This window comes from Stenotrophomonas sp. 22DLJC03, assembly GCF_056861405.1.
Map to the genome: position 1 here is coordinate 245,701 of NZ_JBSPUG010000005.1, position 20,258 is coordinate 265,958.

General features: G+C 65.6%; 14 protein-coding genes and 1 tRNA gene. 6 read left to right on the forward strand and 9 right to left on the reverse strand.

The genetic code is table 11. From position 1 onward, the window contains the following. Position 1: 1 nt before the first annotated feature. The 4 genes from AC13GA_RS17625 to AC13GA_RS17640 form a co-directional block, all read right to left on the reverse strand. Entirely contained in the window at positions 2–685 is a 684-nt protein-coding gene (locus AC13GA_RS17625) for a YjbF family lipoprotein (RefSeq protein WP_482998656.1), read from the reverse strand. A 1-nt stretch (position 686) separates the two neighbouring features. Continuing rightward, the gene (locus AC13GA_RS17630) at positions 687–1,796 is read right to left on the reverse strand and encodes a polysaccharide biosynthesis/export family protein (protein ID WP_295380956.1); all 1,110 of its coding nucleotides are present in this window, start codon (positions 1,794–1,796) and stop codon (positions 687–689) included. Positions 1,797–1,876: 80 nt separating this feature from the next. Continuing rightward, positions 1,877–2,218 carry a hypothetical protein gene (locus AC13GA_RS17635; protein ID WP_057503544.1) on the reverse strand — a complete coding sequence of 114 codons (342 nt, stop codon included), beginning with the start codon at positions 2,216–2,218 and terminating at the stop codon, positions 1,877–1,879. Between the two features lie 60 nt (positions 2,219–2,278). Further along, a complete protein-coding gene (locus AC13GA_RS17640) occupies positions 2,279–2,941 on the reverse strand; it encodes a phosphatase PAP2 family protein (RefSeq protein ID WP_136638726.1) in 663 nt (220 codons plus the stop codon). A gap of 119 nt (positions 2,942–3,060) precedes the next feature. On the opposite strand from AC13GA_RS17640, the gene AC13GA_RS17645 reads away from it, so the two are divergent. Continuing rightward, positions 3,061–3,137: transfer RNA gene (locus tag AC13GA_RS17645), tRNA-Arg, on the forward strand. 1,387 nt (positions 3,138–4,524) lie between these two features. On the opposite strand, the gene AC13GA_RS17650 is transcribed toward AC13GA_RS17645, so the two are convergent. Continuing rightward, positions 4,525–4,716, reverse strand: coding sequence for a hypothetical protein (locus AC13GA_RS17650; protein ID WP_426353637.1), 192 nt, complete (start codon positions 4,714–4,716; stop codon positions 4,525–4,527). Positions 4,717–4,772: 56 nt separating this feature from the next. Here AC13GA_RS17650 and AC13GA_RS17655 point away from each other — a divergent pair, with 56 nt between their 5' ends. Beyond that, on the forward strand, positions 4,773–5,237 hold the full coding sequence (locus tag AC13GA_RS17655) for a GNAT family N-acetyltransferase (RefSeq protein ID WP_482998682.1): 465 nt from the start codon (positions 4,773–4,775) through the stop codon (positions 5,235–5,237). 7 nt (positions 5,238–5,244) lie between these two features. Here AC13GA_RS17655 and AC13GA_RS17660 read toward each other — a convergent pair whose 3' ends face one another. Continuing rightward, on the reverse strand, positions 5,245–5,802 hold the full coding sequence (locus AC13GA_RS17660) for a GNAT family N-acetyltransferase (RefSeq protein WP_482998657.1): 558 nt from the start codon (positions 5,800–5,802) through the stop codon (positions 5,245–5,247). A 146-nt stretch (positions 5,803–5,948) separates the two neighbouring features. Here AC13GA_RS17660 and AC13GA_RS17665 point away from each other — a divergent pair, with 146 nt between their 5' ends. Then, positions 5,949–6,842 carry a helix-turn-helix domain-containing protein gene (locus AC13GA_RS17665; protein WP_482998658.1) on the forward strand — a complete coding sequence of 298 codons (894 nt, stop codon included), beginning with the start codon at positions 5,949–5,951 and terminating at the stop codon, positions 6,840–6,842. Here the strand turns inward: AC13GA_RS17665 and AC13GA_RS17670 are convergent. Further along, positions 6,790–7,620, reverse strand: coding sequence for a universal stress protein (locus AC13GA_RS17670; RefSeq protein ID WP_253079299.1), 831 nt, complete (start codon positions 7,618–7,620; stop codon positions 6,790–6,792). The two genes, AC13GA_RS17665 and AC13GA_RS17670, sit on opposite strands and share 53 nt — an antisense overlap. A 170-nt stretch (positions 7,621–7,790) precedes the next feature. Here AC13GA_RS17670 and AC13GA_RS17675 point away from each other — a divergent pair, with 170 nt between their 5' ends. The 3 genes from AC13GA_RS17675 (at position 7,791) to AC13GA_RS17685 (ending at position 18,590) form a co-directional block, all read left to right on the forward strand. Next, positions 7,791–8,357 (forward strand): TetR/AcrR family transcriptional regulator, encoded by a 567-nt coding sequence (locus AC13GA_RS17675; RefSeq protein ID WP_208043690.1) that lies wholly within the window; start codon positions 7,791–7,793, stop codon positions 8,355–8,357. A 373-nt stretch (positions 8,358–8,730) separates the two neighbouring features. Beyond that, entirely contained in the window at positions 8,731–14,904 is a 6,174-nt protein-coding gene (locus tag AC13GA_RS17680) for a CshA/CshB family fibrillar adhesin-related protein (protein WP_482998659.1), read from the forward strand. Beyond that, positions 14,901–18,590, forward strand: a complete 3,690-nt coding sequence (locus AC13GA_RS17685) for a TonB-dependent receptor (RefSeq protein WP_482998660.1) — start codon at positions 14,901–14,903, stop codon at positions 18,588–18,590. Before AC13GA_RS17680 ends, AC13GA_RS17685 begins: the two co-directional genes overlap by 4 nt. A 65-nt stretch (positions 18,591–18,655) precedes the next feature. Here AC13GA_RS17685 and AC13GA_RS17690 read toward each other — a convergent pair whose 3' ends face one another. Together AC13GA_RS17690 and AC13GA_RS17695 are read right to left on the reverse strand one after the other, a co-directional pair. Next, positions 18,656–19,015, reverse strand: coding sequence for a response regulator (locus AC13GA_RS17690; RefSeq protein ID WP_482998661.1), 360 nt, complete (start codon positions 19,013–19,015; stop codon positions 18,656–18,658). Continuing rightward, the gene (locus tag AC13GA_RS17695) at positions 19,005–20,168 is read right to left on the reverse strand and encodes a two-component system sensor histidine kinase NtrB (RefSeq protein WP_430543756.1); all 1,164 of its coding nucleotides are present in this window, start codon (positions 20,166–20,168) and stop codon (positions 19,005–19,007) included. The genes AC13GA_RS17690 and AC13GA_RS17695 overlap by 11 nt, the downstream gene beginning before the upstream one ends. Between the last annotated feature and the right edge of the window lie 90 nt (positions 20,169–20,258).

Below are 20,258 nucleotides of genomic sequence, written 5' to 3' on the forward strand. Positions count from 1 at the left end.
CTCAATCCTTGGCCGTGCGATAGGGTTTGAGCTGGGTCAGTTCTGCGACGCGACCGGGCGCCAGATGCTGTCGGCTCTTCCAGATGAAGCCGGTGGCTGGGTCTGCCCAGTAGACATTGCGGCCACTCATGCCACCGCCCCGCAGCTGTTCGTCGAACCGCTGCAGGGTTCGGCGCGAACCAAGGATGTCCACCTGCTCCAGTGCACCCCTGCTCAGGGTGCCAGTCACGGTGACGTCGACCTGGTAGGCGGGCACCCAGTCGTAGCGGCGCTGCACGCTCACGGGCGTGGTCACGCCCCTCAGGTCATCAAAAGGTGACGGACCGATGATGCGGGCACGCCATTGCTGTCCCAGACCGCTGCCGCCCAGAAGCAGGCCGTGGTGGTCCATCTCGAACACCGCGTGTGTACCTGCGAACCACTGCTGCCGGCCCGCATCGATGTAGCCCAGTACTGCCACGGCGACGATGTCAGGTGTGTCCACCTGCATCTGCGGGAAGCGGTTGCTGGCCACGCCTTCCGCGGTCGCCTGTGCCGGGCGATGGGTGATCAGCCGGAAGGTATCCACTGTGGAGCGGCTGCCGGTGGTGCAGCCGGTGAACAGCAGGGCGGCGACGATGACCGGCAACACCGCGCCACGGGCGCGATGTGCCGGGCATTGGCAGGCCGCATCCATGCGAGCCATGTCAGTTGTCCTTGATTTCGGTTCCGGTACGCGCCGCGTTGTACAGGATATTGGTGAAGGGCAGCAGCTGATTCACGAAGCGATTCCAACGGCTGACGCCGGCTGCGCCGACAAATACCACGTCCCCTGGCTGCAGATGGAACTGACTACCAGCGGCAAACGCGGTCGGCGAGCGCGCCTCCAGCTGATAGACCATCGAGGGCTCCTGTTGCAGGTCCGTGCTGCCGCGGATGACATACACGGCGTTACCGTTTGCGGTCTGTTGAAGCAGACCGCGAGCACGGCCGAGTGCCTGGTTCAGCGAGACATCGCCGGTGCGGAAGCTGTAGGCGCCGGGCTGATTGACTTCGCCCACCACGAAGATCTCTTTGCGATCAAGGTAGGGCACGAAGATGGAGTCGCCATCCTTGAGGAGCAATTGGCGGCCGCCAAACTCGCGGGCCAGGGTTTCCAGGTTGATCGTGTAGGTGACGCCCTCCCGGCTGAGCTGGATACCCGACAAGTCGGCCTGCTGGTTGTCCAGTCCGGATTGGCTGATCGCATCCGCCAGCGTCAGCGGCGAGGTGCCCAGAGCAATCGGCGAGGATCGCTGGGCAGCGCCTGTCACCCAGACCCGCTGGCTGCCATAGGTGAGGACGGATACGTCCACTTGGGGTGATTCCACGTACTTGGCCAAGCGGGTGCTGATCTCCTCGCGGAGCTGCATCGGCGTCTTGCCCGAGGCTGCGACTTTGCCGATGTATGGGTAGAACATCGTGCCGTCACTCTGCACAAGGCGCCCTGCCAGAGCGCCCTGCTGCTGGGGGCCGGCTGGCACCGTCAGTTCCGGGTGATCCCATACGGTGACATAGAGAATGTCGCCGGCGCCGACGGTGTATGGTGCCGGCTGGTAATCGAACAATGCAGCTGGCAGTGAATTCTGCGTCCGCGCGGCGTTTTCCTGCGCGATCAGCTTCGGTGTGATGGTGACGATTTCCAGCTGACCATCGCCGCTCTTGCGGTCAACGGCGACGTCGCTGCGACGCAGGTGCTGTCCCGGCGCAAGCGCACAGCTGGACAGCGCCAGTGCGGTCAACGCAGCGGCGAGAAGGCGAGGGGTGAGGTTATTCATGGGAATGAGAGTCTGGCAGGCATAAAAAACCCCCGCCGGGCCGCGCCCGGCGAGGGCCTGAATGGTACGCGGTGCGCTGATCAGCCGCCGGTGCCGCCCGTACCACCGGTGCCGCCCGTACCGCCGGTGCCACCCGTGCCAGGGCCGCCCGGACCCGGGCCGCCCGGATCAGTGCCGCTGCCGCCGTCATTGCTGCCACTGGTGCTGTCGCCGCCGATGCTGTATGCAACGGCAGCGGCGGCCACGCCGATTACGGTGGTGCCCACGACTGCAGCGGTCGAGACGCCAGCAGCTTCTGCGCCGGCAACTTCCGCCGCAGTAGCCTCCGTGCCGGCCGTAGCCTGCGCTTCCTGCGCGAAACTCATCATCGGGGAGGCGGACAGGGCCGCCAGTGCCACAACTGCGATCGTCTTCTTGAACATGGGAGGCCTGCTCCGTCAGGGAAAATTCCCTTCACATATTCTGCGGATGAACACTTGCTGTCAAGATTTGTGAAAACTTCGTGTCTGATGATGGCTTCTGTCTGGCGATGAGTGGCCGCGTAGATCCTGACGCTCGAATGCCTGCGCGCGGCCGGACAGTGTCTTGGCAGCGGCCTTCACGAGGTCATGAGTGTGTAAGTCTGCGAGCAATATCGGCGTGGTCATGGCGGCGGCAATGGCCAGCAGTGCCGCGCGGCCATGCACCGCCAGGATGTTGCCCAGCGTCTGTCCGTGACGCAGCACCCAAGCCGACGCGGCCAGGCCGAGGCTGAGTCCTATGATGATCTCGGAGGGAGAATGGGCCCGCAAAGGCAGTCGAGAGCAGCCGATCGCGACTGCAAGCCCCGCGCCGGCGACGGCCCAGGCCCGCAAGTGTCGGCTGCGGCCGCTGGCCAGAAGCCATAAGGCCACGGGATAGAGCGCGCTGGACATGGCGGCATGCCCGGAGATGCCGGTGAAATCCAGATGCTCCATCCCAAAACCCCAGCCCATGAAGGCGATCTTGCTGGCCAGCGTTGTCGCGGCGACTACAGTGACGGCCACGGCCCAGCGCCACAGCAGGTGGCGGTGAGAGGTTGGCAGGAACAAGGCGAGTACAATGGCAAGCGGAAACAAGGCGCGGCTGTCGCCGAGTGCAGACAGGCTCTCCCAGAAGGTCATCATGCGGCGACGGTATTAAGTGCAGCGGGTAGATGCGCACAGAATACTGATGCTGGGCGTCCTGCAGAACGCCTCGCGCTTGGTCCATTCAGCCAGACGAGGTATGCTTTCCCGCTGCCAATGGCCCCGTAGCTCAGCTGGATAGAGCGTCCCCCTCCTAAGGGGAAGGTCGCCCGTTCGAATCGGGCCGGGGTCACCATATATCAATGGCTTGTGGCATTTGGCGGGCCGGCTGAATGTCTTGACGCGCCATTTGCTCGGCCGAGGCGGCAAGCCTCCATCGCGCGGCCCCGGTGGCAGGTGCGGCCGAATGGTGCCGGAGTTCTACTCCGTCGGCGTCATCCTCTTTGGGGAGGCTTGAGCTGCGGTCATTTGTCCCGCCTGTTCTCACGAAGGGCGAGGAATGCGGCAATTGCGCTTGCAGCGACGCCCAGCAAGAAGCCGAGGACCATTCCGTCGAACCAACCCAAGCTCGCCACGTTGCCCCCATGCAAAGATTGATGCGCGAATAGCGCTCTGCTGCTTGTGTTGTACTGCGAAGGGAAAGGTATGGCCCTGGGCTTTCGCGGGCCTTACAGAGCGCAATTCGCGTCTTGGTGTCGCCAATCCCAGGCGATCTGCACCAGCAGATTCAAGCTGTTGTTCCGCGGCGCGTTCACCGCGCGGCTGAGGTGGCAGGCCTCCATTACGTAGCCAAAAGGCACCGCGGACAGATTGCTGCCATGTACTACTCCTTCCAGATCACTGCCGCCTATTCGGAGCGGGGCCGGATGGCTGACCCAAAAGCAAAGCGGCGCATATGCCGGTGAGTGAGCCTTGACCCAATCCAAGACCGAAGTGGTTTCGACGGACCCTCCGGGTGCGGGCGAGCAGCGTCGCGTCGGCGTCCGGTCCGAGCTATTCAGGCAGATCGTTGCTGCGTTCGCAGGATCTTCGACCGCCGGTCGTATCCTTCCGGCTGACGTCAGGGCCAGCATCCCGGCAAAGGCTGTGACCTTCGCGAGGCTCAAGACTTGGAGTTACGGTGAGCGGACACCGCATTGGGTGACGGCTTCGATGTAGCGAGCCTGTCGACGCTTCAGGAACTTACTGTAGAACTTGATATCGCTTCCCCCTCCAGCTCGAGGGCTGACCTCAACAAACTCTGCCGGGACGCCGCCGCTGGAGGTCGACACGGAGTAGCCATCGGAACGGGGCTCAAGTACATACTGCCATCGTGATCCTCCGATGCTCACCTCTCCCCATGCGTCGCGGACACACGTGGCGGCGGCTAAGGGGTCCTGATTGGACGAGAAAGTGGCTACAGGTCCGGAACTTCGCGTGTCGCCGACAGAGGTGCAGGCAGCCAACAGCATAAGTGTGCTTCCAGCTGTTGCCATCCTGATGTGTTGGATCATTCCATGCATTCTGCACCTCCATCGGAAGTGGGGAACTGTGACGCAACCATGAGGAAGCTTCAACGGTGCAGTCTTGAGGTCGGCCAGTATCTGGAAGTGATCTGAACCAAGGCAAAGAACCCGGTGAGGCTGTGGGCGAGGGCCGGGCTCACCACCCGCCACACCGCACGGCAACCGCTCGCCGGGCTTCTACAACAGCCCCAGCACACCCAGCACCGCCGCCACCTCCTCGCGCTCACCGCCCCGCAGCCCCTGTAACGGCAGTGGCAGGCAGTCTTCGCCGCACAGCCCCAGCAGGGCCGCCGCGCAGGCCATGACGCGAATCCCGCCAAGCCGGTCATACAAAGACCACACCGGCGCCAGTCGTGCTGAGAGGGCCATGGCGCCCTCCTCGTGCAGCGTGTCTGCCCGGTACAAAATGGCGCACCATGAGCGTCATGAAACCAAACCTTTGCGCCGTCCAGCCTTCCCACTACGCCACCATTGCCGATTGGCTTGACTCCGCCGAGGCCACCCAGCGCTGGGCTGGCCCCGGCGTGCCGTTTCCTTTGCCGCCGGAAGGGTTCGCGCAGGTGCTCGAACTCGGATCGCGGCCGGGCTGGGCGCTGCTGGAAGAGCAGGGCCGGTGCCTGGGCTTTGGCCAGTACTGGGTAACCGACGCCGGCACTGCGCACCTGGGCCGCATCATTGTTTCCCCACTGGCACGCGGGCGCGGCCTTGGCCGGCTGCTCATGCAGGCCATGAGTGCACAGGCCATGCGCGAAGACGGTATCGAGCGGCTCACCCTGCGCGTCTATCGTGACAACACGGCCGCCGTGGCCCTGTACCGCGATCTCGGTTTCCAGCAGGTTGAAGCGTCCTCAACACCAGAACTTCTTTTCATGCAGCGCACGTCGGCCTGAACTCCGCTCATGCCGGCAAGGTGGCCTGCAAGGCAAACCATTGCTCGCGGGTGATGCGGCTGATGTGCTCGGTGCGGTAGTCGCCGAGGAAGCTGTTGAACTTGTCCACCTCGGTATGATGATGCTGGAAACCGCATTTGCTCTGCGCGGCCAGCGACTGCAGGTTGTCGGCGAAGTAGCCGCACCACAGCGCATCCAGCTCCAGATCCATGAAGGCGTGCCGCATCACTTCACGCACTGCTTCGGGCACCAGCCCGCGCCCCCAGTACGGCACGCCGATCCAGTAGGCGATCTCGCCTTCGCGGTCGCTGATCTCGAAATTGCTGTCAGCGCCGATCAGGATGCCGACACAGCCGATCGCGTGGCCGTCCTCGCGGTTCTGCAGTGCGTAGACCTCTGGCCGGTTGAAGACGGTGCGGATGATTTCGGTACTTTCCTCGACGCTGGTGTGCACCGGCCAGCCGGCGATGGGGCCCACGCGCGGGTCGCGGGCGTATTCGTACAGATCGGCGGCATCGGTGTCGCGCCAGGGGCGCAGGATCAGGCGTTCGGTGTGTAGCTGCATGGCAGTTCCAGATACGGAAAGAGAGTGCACAGGCTAGGTTCCGGCGCATCGCGGGCACAGGGCCGTACCTTGATGATTTCGGTACTTTTCACAACTCAATGCCGAGGCCCGTTATGCTGTGCCCCGGAATCCAGCCGGAACGGCCCATGGACCGCATACCCCAGCTTCTGGATCAGGACGAATCCATGCGCCTCGAGGTCAGCACGCTGGCCGAGGGGCAGGGCGTCCCGCTGTCATTCGGGCATGCCTACCTGGCGGTGCTGGTGTGTGTGTCCGGGCGAGCGCGCTTTGCGCTGAACTTTCGCGAGGTGGCGATGCAACGGCACGATGTGCTGGTGCTGGCCGAGGACACGCTGGCGTTGCTGCGCCAGCGCTCGCGTGGTTTCGTGGTGATGGTCTGTCTGATGCCCAAGGCGCTGGCATCGGAGGTGGCCTATGTGTTGCCCAATGCGCTGTTCCAGTTCCTGCACGAGCAGCCGCACTGCCGGCCATCACCGCTGGATGTGCCGTTGCTGCAGGGGTGGCTGCAGCTGATGATGGACGCGCAGCACAACGGTGGACGGCACCGCCATGTGATGCTGCGCAATCTGCTGCAGAGCTTCTTCCTGAAGATGGCCACGTTGCTGCCGAAGCAGAAGAGGGTACCCGCGCAGGTCAGCCGGCGAGAGCGCCTGGCTTGGAACTTCTGGGAGCTGGTGGGCCAGCGCAGCACGCGTCAGCGTGACGTGCAGTCCTATGCGGAGGCGCTGTGCATCACCCCGTTCTATCTCTCGCAGCTCACCCGCGAATGCTTCGATGAAACGCCGAAGGCGTTGATCGACCGCCAGGTGGTGCTGGAGATCAAGGCGCTGCTCACGTACAGCGAGTTGCCGATCGGACGCATTGCCGATCGCCTGTGTTTCGAGGATGCGTCGTACCTGTGCCGGTATTTCCGGCGGCATACCGGTCAATCGCTGACCGGCTACCGCCGAGCGGGGCAGGGTGGGACTAGTGCGATACGAACAGTGGCGCCGGCACTTCGGCAAGCAGGTCCTCGGTGACCCCGCCAAGCACGCGCTCCACCACCCGGCTGCGGCTGTAGGGGCCCAGAACCAGCAGGTCGGCTTCGGCGTCCAGCACGTGTTGGCGGATGGTCGCGGCGATGCCGCCCTGGCTCGAGTTGATCGCCTGTATTTCCACTTCAACGCCGTGCCGTGCCAGATGCTGGGCCATCTCGGTACCGGGTGCGCCTTCGGTCTTGGGCGTGTCGACCATCAGCAGGTGCACGGCCTGCGCACGGGCGAGCAGCGGCAGCGCATCGGCCACTGCGCGACGCGCCTGTTTGCTGGCATTCCAGGCCACCACGATGCGGCGGCCGACCTGATCGCCTTGCCAGTGCGGCGGCACCAGCAGCATCGGCACGCCGGTCTGGCGCAGTGTGCCCAGGGGCCGCCAGCCGCTGGGGGCCCCGGGTGTATGCGGATAGCCGGCGATGATCAGGTCGCAGTACAGCGATTGCAGGGCCAGGTCGGCTCCGCCCAGATAATCCGAAACGATGCGTAGCTCGGTGCTGATCTGCAGTGGTTCGGACAGTGCGCGCAGGTTCTGCATCAACTGTGCGGTACAGGCCGCGTCGGCGCGCGCTTCATGATCGAGCGCTGCGGCGATGCCGGCGCCACGCGCGAAGCCGTTGGCGATGTCGGTGGGATGCTGGGCAGTGGACACTGCGACCAGATGTGCCTGCTGTGCCTGTGCCAGGTGGGAGGCGATGTTCAGTACGCGTTGTCCGGTGTCGCTGGCATCGAACAGCACAGCGATATCGCGCAGTGGATGCAGCATGGCCTTTCTCCTTCGATGCCTGTGACGCGTTCCCTGCCATGCACCGACCCGGGTGCACCGGACGCAGCTCCGTTGTAGCGCATCTGTGATTCGGGTGAATCAATTTTGATTCAGTTTATTAATTGATGATTCATGCTAGCGTGTTCGTACTCCCGGTTTCCGACCCTTTCATGCGACCCGCCACCGCCCGCCCACGCCGCGACCTGCACCACGCCCTGGCGGCAACCCTGGTCAGTCATCCGCGCTGCACGCTCAGTGAGCTGGCGCGGGGGGCCGGCATCAGTCGCGCCACCCTGTACCGGTTCGCGCCGACCCGCGAGGCGATCGACGAGGCGTTGTTCGCCGCAGGCTTCGAGCGCTTGGAGGCAGCGGCCAGTTGGTTCGACGATGGCGCGGATGCACAGCATGTGCTGGAGCAGGTCACCACCACGCTGCTCGCCGATTGGGAGCTGGTGACCCTGGTGTTCGCGCGGATGATGGAAGAGCAGCAGCGGCAGGGTGACCTGCATCTGCTGCCAGAACGCTGGGCACCGATAGGCGATCGATTCGAAGCCTTTTTCCTGGGTGGTCAGAAGACAGGCGAGTTCAACGTCGAATTCAGCGCGGTGTGGCTGGCGGACTTCTACTGGACCTGCTTCTACGGCATTACCTGGTCGCTTGCGCGTGGCCGCATGGCACCGGCATCTGCAGCTTCCACGCTGCTCGCATCGTTCCGTCATGGTGCTGGGACGGCCTGATAGGGGTGTCCGCGGCGCGCAATGCGCCGCGATGTGCTGCGGCGTGCAACTCGCGCCGAATTCGCGTGACGTCTTGCCGGAAAGGGCGTTCGCACTGCCGGAATCGTGCACGGTGTCGCACTTCCGGGTTGCTACAACTGTGGTCGTCGAACAACGCCGGAAGCGGCAAATTTAAATGAGACTTTCATCACACGTTTGTTGCGGTGCGGTATCGTAGTTGCAGAACTTCATACCTGACCAACGGGGTCCAGGGACGGTTGTAGTGGCCATGGAGCCGGCAGAACGTGCGTCCGCGCGTGTGGCCAGGCCCATGAGCTCGTCCCACGCGACCCACTGAACAGCGGCTCCACGCGAGCCGACCGGGGAAATCACCATGTGGCAGTCGACGACGTCGCGCATTCGCGCGGGCGGTGGATGCGTTCATCCCAAGAAAACCCAGCAGTGCTCAAAACCCGGGCGCTGGATCACCCGCGGCCTGCTGTTGCTGCTGTCGATGGCAGTGCCGTCGTTGGGGTGGGCGGCCGCGTATGCGACCGGCGGCAGCAGCCCGTATCGCAACACGGTGTTGTGGTTGACCTGGGGCGGCGGTGCCAACGGAGTGAACAACGTCGTACTCAACGATGGTGCGACGTCATCGATCGACCTGCCCATCGCATCGGGCATCAACCTGCGCGTCGACTGCCGGTTGAACACGGCCGAGACCAACGTGCTGCGCAGCTATCGTCCCGGCAACTTTGGCGGTGACAGCCTCGACGATCTGTACAACATCGGCGGTACCGGCAGCAGCAACCAGCTGATTGCCGGCATTGCGCGTGCCGGTGGTACATCCAGCTTCAGCATCACCTGCACCTCGACCGTGGGGGGGGCGCCTTATCGCCTGCGTGGCGTGGTGATGGCCGACGCCGAGTCGATCAACAACAGTGGCGAGTTCGTTGAAGCCAGCGCGCAGGGCACCTGGAACGTGGTCGAGGTCCGCAAGAACCTGGCCAACAGCACGCCGTATCTGGTCAACAAGTCGACCAGCGGCGCCAACCAGGTGATCCGCTTCGGCCCCGGCAACGACGACAACACGGCGGCGGTCACCTTCCTCAGCTTCGACAACGCTGCGCATGCGCCTGGCAACCTGGCCGTGAACATGGGTTTCTCGATGCGTGGCAGCGGGACCACCGCCATCGCCATCGGCCTGCTGGTGCCCTACGCCGACTTCGGCGATGCGCCGCAGAGCTACGGCGATGCGATGCACGTGGTGGATGACCTGCAGTTCCGCTCCGATGGCATTCCGCAGGGCAGCAGCAACTTCAATATCAACACCGCGGCGTACACACCGGGTGGCCTGGCGCCACCGTTGACCGACTTCCTCGGCAGCCTCGGCCCGGATACCGAACAGCAGAGCAGCTACAGCCTGGATGCGCTGGGTGACGATAACTCGCCCGTTGCTGGCAGCCGCGAAGAAGATGCATGGCCGAGCAGCTACCGCTTGACCGTGATGCAGGCCGGCACGCAGATCAACCAACCGGTGGCTTGCGTGGGCAGTGGCAGTGTGGCCGGCTGGGTCGACTTCAACCGCAATGGCAGCTTCGATGCCAATGAGCGCAGCACTATCGCGGCGTGCAGCGGCGGGCAGGCCAACCTCAGCTGGAGTGTCCCGAACACAGTGAGTGCCGGCACCAGCTATGTGCGCCTGCGCTATGCCACCAACGCGGCACAGATCCAGAACCCGACCGGCGTGGCCGATGACGGCGAGGTGGAAGATCACCGGATCACCATCACCGCGCCATCGCTGAAGGTGGTGAAGAGCAACAACGCTACCGGGGGCATCTGGAACTACGGCCAGGCCGGAACCCAGTACACGCTGACGGTGAGCAACACCAGTGATGTGCCGACCGGCAACCCGCCGAACGTGCCTGCGGGTGTGATCACCGTGCGCGACCAGCTGCCTGGCGGCATCGTCGCGAACTGGGCGGGCGTGCATGTGAGCGGCAACTGGAGCTGCACCGCCAGCGGCCAGGATGTCACCTGCACCAGCAACCAGGTTCTCTCCGCAGCGGGCAGCGCTGGATCAACGTCAGCGTTCACCCTGCCGGTGACGGTCACCGCCGCAGCGACTGGTGTGCTGACCAACCACGCCAGCGTGGGCGGTGGCCACGATCCGTTCAACAACGGTACGCCGCCAACGCCGGGCAGCAGCTGCAACGACGCCGACCACTGCACGCGCAGCGATGTGACCGTGCCGGTGACGCGCGTCAGCTATGCCAAGCGTTCCAACACGGCCGGCCCGGTCGCGGTGGGTGCGACGGTGAGCTACACCGTCGACGTCACCGTGGCCGATGGCAATACCCGCGATGTGTTGATCCTGACCGACACGCTGGGCACCGGCCTGGATTTCGGCAGTGTCAGCAATGCCGGCTCGTTCACCTGCAATGCGGCCAATCCGTTGATGTGCACGCTGCCGGCCGGCACGGTACCGGGCACCTACAGCCTGAGCTACACCGCCACCGTCAACGCGCAGGCCAGCGGCCAGGTGGTCAACACCGTGGTCGGCACCGGCACAGATACGCCGACCTGCAGCAGCAACTGCACCACCACCACCCCGGTGGCGGCACCGAAGATCTCGGTCTCCAAGGCCAGTAGTACGACCGGTCCGGTCGCGGTGGGCGACAGCGTCGCCTACACCGTCACCGTGGTGGTGGCTGATGCGCGTACCACGGCGGTGGCCACGCTGACCGATACGCTGGGTACCGGCCTGGACTTCGGCAGTCTGACCAATGCCGGCGGTTTCAGCTGCGTGCCGGGCAACCCACTGGTGTGCACGCTGCCGGCTGGCACCGTGCCGGGCAGCTACGCGTTCTCCTATACCGGCATCGTCAACGCGCAGGCCAGCGGCCAGGTGCGCAATGCGGTGGTGCCGAGCGGCACCGACAACCCGTCCTGCGTGGGCAGCTGCGATACCACCACGCCGATGGCCAGTCCGCAGGTGGTGTACGCCAAGCAGGCATCCACCGGCGGCCCGGTGCGCGTCGGTGACCGCATCGACTACACGCTGAGCGTGACCGTGACTCGTGCACGCACGACGGGTGTGCTCACCCTCACCGATACCCTCGGCAACGGCCTCGACTTCGCAGGCGTGAGCAGTGCGGGAGCCTTCACCTGCAATGCCGCCAATCCGCTGGTCTGCACACTGCCGGCGGGCATCGTGCCTGGCACCTACAGCCTTACGTACGGCGCGACCGTCAACGCACAGGCCAGCGGCAGCGTGCGCAATGCCGTGCTCGGCAGCGGCACCGACACGCCGTCGTGCAGCGTGAACTGCGACACCACCACGCCGGTGGCAACGCCGGGCGTGAGCTACGCCAAGTCGGTGAACAGCACCGGTCCGGTGTCGGTGGGCGATCGCCTGACCTACACACTGACCACGGTGGTGACCAACTCGCGTACCACCGCTGTGGTGACCCTGACCGACACCCTGGGCACCGGTCTGGACTTCGGTTCCGTGACCAGCACAGGCGCCTACGGCTGCAATGCCGCCAATCCGCTGGTGTGCACGCTGCCGGCCGGTACCGTGCCGGGCAGCTACAGCCTGTCCTACACCGCCGTAGTGAATGCGCAGGCCAGCGGCCAGGTCACCAACGCGGTGCTGGGTAGTGGTGGCGACAATCCGTCGTGCACGGCCAACTGCGATACCACCACGCCCGTGGCAGGTAGCGAGATCGATTACCGCAAGACCTCGGCCGCTGCAGGTGCGGTGAAAGTGGGCGACAGCATCGCCTACACGCTCACCGCCGTGGTCAGCCGTTCGCGTACCACGTCCTTGTTCACCCTGACCGACACCATGGGCCCGGGTCTCGATTTCGGCGCGGTCACCGCCAGCCAGGGCTTCAGCTGCAACGCCAGCAATCCGCTGGTGTGCACGCTGCCGGCCGGTACCGCGCCGGGCACCTATGCGGTGGATTACACCGCAAAGGTGAACGCGCAGGCCAAGGGCAGCGTCAGCAATGCGGTGCTGGGCAGTGGCACCGGCACCAATACCTGTACCAGCAACTGCGGCACCACCACGCCGGTGCTGTCGGCGGTGGTGACCTACCGCAAGCAATCGAGCACGGTGGCGCCGATCGATATCGGCGATGCGGTGGACTACAGCGTCGAGGTGACGGTCGCCAATTCGCAGACGCTGGATGTGGTGACCCTGACCGATACGCTGGGCCGCGGCCTGGACCTGCAGTCGGTCACCCAGCCCGGTCCGTTCACCTGCAACAGCAGCAACCCACTGGTGTGCACGCTGCCGGCCGGGACCGCGCCGGGCACCTACACACTGGGCTATCGCGCGCGGGTCAATGCGCAGGCCACCGGCAGCGTACGCAATGCGGTGCTCGGCGGTGGCGGTGATACGCCCACCTGCAGCGGCGACTGCAGTACCGAACATGCGTTGGCCGACCCGCGTGTGGTACTGGAGAAGCAGTCCGGCCCGGCCAGCGGCACCGATGTTCGCCCAGGTGACCGCCTGAGCTACACCCTGGTTGCCACCGTTGAGCGCGCTGCCCTGCGCCAGCCGCTGCAGCTGGTCGATACACCTGATGCAGGGTTGAGCATCGAAAGCCTGCCCGCTGGATGTGCGCAGCAGGGCGCGGACATCGTCTGCACGGTGCCGAGCGGTACACCGGTTGGTCGCCACGAATACGTCTACCAGGCGATCGTCAACCAGGAAGCGCGGACCCAGGTGCTGAATCGTCTGCGCGGGCAGTACCCGGATGGCTCGCCGCCCCCGGAGTGCACGACCTGCGAGACGCATCACAAGGTGATCTCTGATTTCTCGCTGCGCATCACCAAGACCGCCAACCCGCGTCGGGTGAAAGTGGGCGACCTGGTGCGTTACCAGCTGGTGGTGGAGAACGTGGGAGGCAGCCACTGGCGCGATGGCGTGGTGGTCGATACACCACCGCCGGGCTTCAGCTACGTGGATGGCTCGATGCGCGTGGCCGACGATGACGGTGCATTCGCGCTGGCCAGCAGCCAGTCGCCGCTGCGCATCGGTGCGGTGGACATCGCGGTGGGTCGCAGTGCCACCATCACCTATCTGCTGCGGGTGGGCGCCGGTGTGCGCAGCGGTACCCACATGAATCAGGCGGTAGCGACTGCCGATGACGGCAGTCCGTTGTCGAACGTGGCCACTGCTGAAGTGGCGATGGATGCGGACCCGCTGCTGGAAGACAGCCTGGTGTTCGGCACCGTGTTCGACGATCGCGACGGCGACGGTTGGCAGGACAGTGCCGAGCTGAGCGGCGTGCGAGTGCAAGGCGGGTTCGCTGCTGCGGCCTATGTGCCGGGCTCGACCACGCTGGACCGTGGTGAAGGCCCGCAACCGCTGGCCGATGCCAGTGCGCCGCTGCTGCATGGCGTGCAGATCGGTGTGGTGCACGGACGCGCGTCGACCTCCGATACCGTCGAGGTGCATCAGGTGGTGCTGCGCCAGCGCCTGCGCGAGTTGGCCTTCAGCGATGACTTCGTGCTGGAGAGCGCACAGGGGCATCGCTTGCGGATGGATGCGCAGGGGGGCACGAGCGTGCAGCTCAGTGGCGATGCCGGCAAGGGCCTGACCGCCGCCGCGCCGACCGTCCGCCGTGAGATCGCACGCGTGGCCGATGGCTACGAAGTGGCCTATGTGATCGGGAACGAGGGCATCCAGGAGCAGGGCATTCCGGGCGTGCGCCTGGCCACGGTGGAAGGCCTGCTGGTGGAGACCGATCCGTTCGGGCGCTACCACCTGGCCGATGTCCACGGCGGTGATGCACGCCTGGGGCGCAACTTCATCATCAAGCTGGACCCGGCCACGATACCGGCCGGAGCCGAGCTGACCACCGAGAATCCGCTGCTGCGACGGGTCACCCAAGGCGTGCCGACGCGCTTCAGCTTCGGCGTGCGCCTGCCACCGTCGCCGCAGGCTGCGACCGAACGCATGGAGCTCGCCCTCGGCGAAGTTCTGTTCGCTCCGGGTAGCAGCGAACTGCGTGCCAGCTATCACCCCGTGCTGGCGAAGATGGCCGAGGTGGTGGACCGCTACCAGGGCGGGGACGTGGTGATCGCGGCCAATGGCGAAAGCCAGGCGCTGGCATTCGCCCGTGCGGCGGTGGTGCGCGATGCGCTGCAGGCCGAAGTGGCAGAGAGTGCGCGCGCAGGCCTGACCGTGCAGCTGCGTACCGACGTGCAGGATCCGCACTCGCTGCTGGCCGGTGTCGATGCCGCTGGCGCGCTGCTGGGCAACGTATTGTTCGACACCGACAAGGCGGTCGTACGCGAGGAGTTCAAGCCGCTGCTGGCGGCCATCGCCGCGCGCCTGGAGAAGATGGGGGGTGGTCAGGTCAGCCTGGTCGGGCACACCGATGTGCGCGGCAGCCATGCCTATAACCAGGCGCTGGGCCTGCGTCGTGCCAATGCCGTGTTCGAGGCGCTGCGCAGCCAGCTCAGCCCAGCCGTGCAGCAGCGCCTGCGCGTGCGCAACGAGGAGAGCGCCGCCACCCGCGCGGCCGCCCGCCAACAGGAGGCACGCCGATGAGCGCGCATCACTCTACCGCGCGTCGCGCGGCCCACCTGCAGCGCGCCGTTCTGTACCAGGCGATGCTGCTCGGGCTGGCCGGTGCCGTCCAGGCGGCGCCGCCCGCCGCCGAGCCAACACCGATCCGTTGCGACGGCAACCATTGCAATGCCGAGGGCGAACTGCTGTTCAGCCTGCGCTCGCGCAGCTATGACGAGCCGGTGACCGAAGGCACCTCGACGCGTTCCAGCTCGCAGGCGCTGCAGCCGGATCGCCGGGTCAGCGTGGCGATCGATGAACCAGGCAAAGCGACGGTCCGGGGCGAGTTCATGATCCGCCTTCCGGAAGGGGGCGCGATCTGGGCCACCGAAGACCCGGCCATGGGCCAGCCAGAACTGTCGGTGTCGGCACCGGGCATGGTCGCTTTCGACGAAGGTCGCATCGTGCGACCGGTCGAGTTCTATGTGCGTGGCAACTACACCGCCTTCATCCAGCGGCTGGAAGTGAGCCTCTATCGCGGCAGCGACACCGACCGCGTTGCACCGCTGGCGCAGTTCGAACTGCCGGTGGCCGCCGTCGCACAGGGCAGCTGGGATGGCACGCTGCCGGCTTCGACACCGCTGCGTCGTGGCGACCGCCTGGTCTATGTGCTGCGTGCCTTCGATGCCGAGGGCAATGTGGATGAGACCACCGCGCAGTCCATGCAGCTGGTGACCCCGGCGGAGTTCGAGCGTGGCAACCAGCAGTTGCGTGACGCGCTGGAGGACCGCCGCGGGACTGCGGTGGATGCCAACCAGGCAGCGACGTTGTCGCTGCTGCAGCAGGTGTTCGACAGCAACGGCCTGCGCCAGCAGAACATCCCGGTGTACGGCTCGCGGGTCCGCCTGCGTGGCCGTGACCTGCCGCTCGGCGCCGCGCTGAAGATCAACGGCGACAGCTATCCGCTGGACCAGGACCGCAAGTTCGCTGCCGAGTACCTGATGCCGATCGGCCACCACGCCTTCGACGTGCGCGTCGAACGGCCGGATGCGCCGGCCATCGCACGCACGCTGGAGGTCGATGTCAGTGGCCGGTACCTGTTCGGTGTCGGCCTGGCCGACATCACCGTGTACCAGAACAAGGCCAGCGGGGCAGGGCAGGACCTTGCCCGCGGCGAGCGTAACGATGACGTGCTCAGCGATGGTCGTCTGGCCTTCTACCTGAAGGCCAAGACCCGTGGCCGCTACCTTCTGACTGCGCAGGCCGACACCCAGAACCGTCCGCTGGACGAGCTGTTCACCGGCTTCACCACCGCCGATCCGCGCGACCTGTTCCGCAGCCTCGACCCCGACCTGTACTACCCGACCTACGGCGATGATTCGCTGACCCAGCGCGATGTGGACAGCATGGGGCGCTTCTACCTGCGCCTGGACTGGGACAAGAACCAGGCGTTGTGGGGCAACTACAACACCGGGCTGACCGGCACCGAGTACGCGCAGTATGTGCGCTCTCTGTACGGTGCGGCGTTGTCGTGGCGATCCCGTGGTGCCAATGCCTGGGGCGATGCGCGCAGCGAACTGCGCCTGTTCGGGTCGCAGGCCGAAACCGCGCCCGGCCACAGCGAGTTCATCGGTACCGGCGGCAGCCTGTACTACCTGCGCCATGCCAGCATCCTCAGTGGCTCGGACCAGGTGGTGCTGGAGATCCGCGACCGTACCACCGGCCGTGTCGAGCAACGCGTGCCGATGGTGCGCGGCGCCGACTACGAGATCGATGCCCTGCAGGGCCGCATCCTGCTGACCCGGCCGCTGGCCCAGGTCAGCCGCGAGAACCTGCGCCGGATCAGTCGCGACGTACCGCTGGACGGCTACGAACAGCGCCTGATTGTCGACTACGAATGGGTGCCGACCGGCTTTGACAGTGATGACATCACCGCCGGCGTTCGTGGCAAGCACTGGTTCGGTGATCACGTGGCGTTGGGCGCCACCTATGTGGACGAACAGCGCGCCGGTCAGGACTACTCGCTGAAGGGTGCGGACCTGACTCTGCAGGCAGGCCGCGGTACCTACCTGAAGGTGGAGCACAGCCGCAGCGAGGCGACCAGTGCGCCGGTGTTCTTCTCCGACAACGGCGGACTCAGCTTCAGCCGGCTCAATCCAGAGGGGCCGCGCGAAGGTGAGGCGACGGCGGTCGAGGCCCGCATCAACCTGCGCGAGCTGGGTTGGACCCAGCGCGACTGGAGCGCCGGTGCCTGGTGGCGGCAGGTGGACGGAGGTTACTCGGTTGGGCGCTTCGACACCGGCCAGCGCGTGCGCGAGCAGGGCGCTGAGCTGCTCGGCTATGTGACCGACGACTTCAGCCTGTACGCGCGCTACAGCGAGGCACGTCGTGGCGCGCAGTCGCTGATCCAGGCGCAGGCCACCGCCGAATGGCGGATCGGCGACAACGATCGACTGTCGGCCGAGCTGCGCCGGGTGCAGGAGGATCGCGGCAGTGGCGGCAACGTGGCCGGCGTGCTGGCGGCCGCACGCTACACCCATCGCATCGGCACCTCGCTGGATGTGTATGGTGGTGGCCAGCTGACCGTGGACGACGACCATGGCCGTTATGCCGACAACGATGCGGTGGTGGCCGGCGGCACCTGGACCTTTGCCAACCTGTCCACCGTCGGCGCTGAAGTCAGCGATGGCGATCGCGGAACCGCGGCGCAGATCAACGCCGAGTACCGGCTGACCCCGCAGCACAGCTTCTACGGTGCGTTTACCCAGTCGACCGACCGCAGCGAGTACGACCCGTTGTTCAGCCCCAATGCGCAGGATGGATGGACCCTGGGCCAGCGCTGGCGGCTGTCCGACCAGGTCAACGTGTTCAACGAAAGCCAGTTCTTGAAATCCGGGCAGGAGTCCGGGCTGGCGCACACCTTCGGCATGGATTTCTATCCAGCGGTGGGCTGGAATGCGGGCTTCACGCTGAGCAACGGCAAGCTCGACGCCAGCACCGGCCAGGTCGACCGCAAGGCGGTGAGCCTGTCCGGCGGGCGTACCTCGCCGGGCACCGACTGGCAGAGCAAGCTGGAGTGGCGCCGCGATACCGGCGCGGAGCGGCGCACGCAGTGGGTCAGCACCAACCGGCTGAGCCATCGCCTCAACGACAGCTGGCGCATTGCGGCGCGCTTCAACTACGCCGATACCGACGATGCGATCAATCCGGTCGCGGGCGCGCGCTTCATCGAAGGCAACCTCGGCTTCGCCTACCGTCCGTGGGACAACGACCGTTGGGCGTTGTTCGGTCGCTACAGCTACCTGTATGACCTGTCGACGATGGGCCAGGTCAACGGCGTGGACTACGACCAGCGCACCCAGGTGCTGTCGCTGGAAGGGGTCTACCGCATCGATCAGCGCTGGGAAGTGGCGGCGAAGGCCGCCCGCCGCGAAGGCGAGGTGCGCTACGGGCGTGGCACCGGCCCGTGGTTCGATTCAGCCACCAGCTTTGCCTCGGGACAGCTGCGCTACGACCTGTACTACCAATGGCATGGCCTGCTGGAATACCGCCTGCTGGATGTGCGTGACGGCGGCCGCCGTCAGGGGTGGTTGGCCGGTGTCGATCGCGATATCGGTCGCAACTTCCGCGTCGGCGTCGGCTACAACTTCACCGACTTCAGCGATGACCTGACGAAGTTCGACTACACCCACCGCGGCTGGTATCTGAACCTGGTAGGGCGCTATTGAGGAAGGCAGCCGAGGGTGGGCTCGGCTCTACGGCACGGACGTGCCGGGCATTGCCCGGGCAAGCCTCACGCCTGCATCAACAGCTCCACCAGCTGGCGCAGGCGATAGGGCTTGGGCAGGAACTCGACCTGCTCGGGCAGCGGCGGCAGCTGCGAGCGGGCGTAGCCGGATGACAGGATCATCCGCGCCTGCGGCTGATCGCGCGCCACATGTTCGCTGAGTTCGATGCCGGACATGCCGTTGGGCATGCTGATGTCGCTGAACACCACGTCGAAGCGTGCTTCACCCTTCAACAGGGCGGCCGCTTCGTGTGCATCGGCGGTCGTCGCCACGTCGATGCCGAAATCGCGCAGGGCCAGGCCGATCATCTCGCGAAGATCGGTCTGGTCCTCCACCATCAATACACGGATCGGGTCATCGGTCATGGGCAGGTTCCTCCATTGCGGGAAGCAGCAGGCTGACCGTGGTGCCGACACCGGGCGTGGTGGACACGTCGACGAAGCCGCCGCTCTGGGTAGTGAATCCGAACACCTGGCTCAGGCCCAGGCCGCTGCCTTTGCCGATGTCCTTGGTGGTGAAGAACGGTTCGGTTGCCCGCTCGGCGATTTCAGCGGCCATGCCATGGCCCTCGTCGCAGACACTGAGGGTGACGTAGCCACGTTGCAACGTGGTGTCCGCATCCGGGTCGAGGCGATGTTCCAGGGCGGTACCGACCAGGATGCGACCACCGTCGAGGGTCGCCTCCACGGCATTGGCCACCAGGTTGGCCAGTGCGGTCTGCAGCTGCATCGCATCGGTGCTGACCGGTGGCAGATCCGGCGTGAAGCGGGCATCGAGCACGACCGAAGGAGGGCAGGCACGCTGCAGGTCGGGCAGCCACTGCTGCACCAGCGCATTGATGTCCACTGCCTCCCGGATCAGCGTCTGGCCGGTGCTGAAGGCCAGCAGCTGGCGGGTCAGCAGGGCGCCGCGGTCGGTGGCGGTCTGCGCAGCATCCAGTAGTTCGGCGGCGCGTACGTCGTCACCGCTGACGCGCAGGGACAGCAGGTCCAGCGCGTTGCCGATGGTGGTCAGCAGATTGTTGAACTCATGCGACAGCCCGCGGCTGAGTCGGCCGACGGTCTCGAACTGCTGGGTATGGCGCAGTGCCCGCTGGGCATCGCGCAGCAGCCGCTGTGCCTGCCATTGCTCGGTGATATCACGGGTGATCTTGACGAAGCCGAGCAGTTCGCCGGCTTCGGAGACCGGCTCGATCACGATGCTGGCGCGGAATGAAGAGCCGTCACGGCGGACCCGCCAGCCCTCGCTTGCATGATGGCCGTGCTGCGCTGCAAGACGGAGCAGGCGCTGCGGTTCACCCGCCTCGCGATCGGCAGGCAGATAGAAACGACCGAAATGGGTGCCGATGACCTCGTCGGCTGAATAGCCCTTGATGCGCTCGGCACCCGGGTTCCAGCTGCATACCCTGCCATCGGGATCAAGCAGATACAGCGCATGGTCGCGCACGCTGTCGATCAGCAATCGCAGTTGTCGGGAAGGGTCCGTCAGCACGGACGCCGTAGAAGCTGCTGCGTCCACGTTGAAATGAGCATTACCCCTGTGAGGGACGAAAAGCTAGGCATTGAAGTGTGAAGGATGCGTGCAGGCGAGGCGCGTGCCAATGGTCCT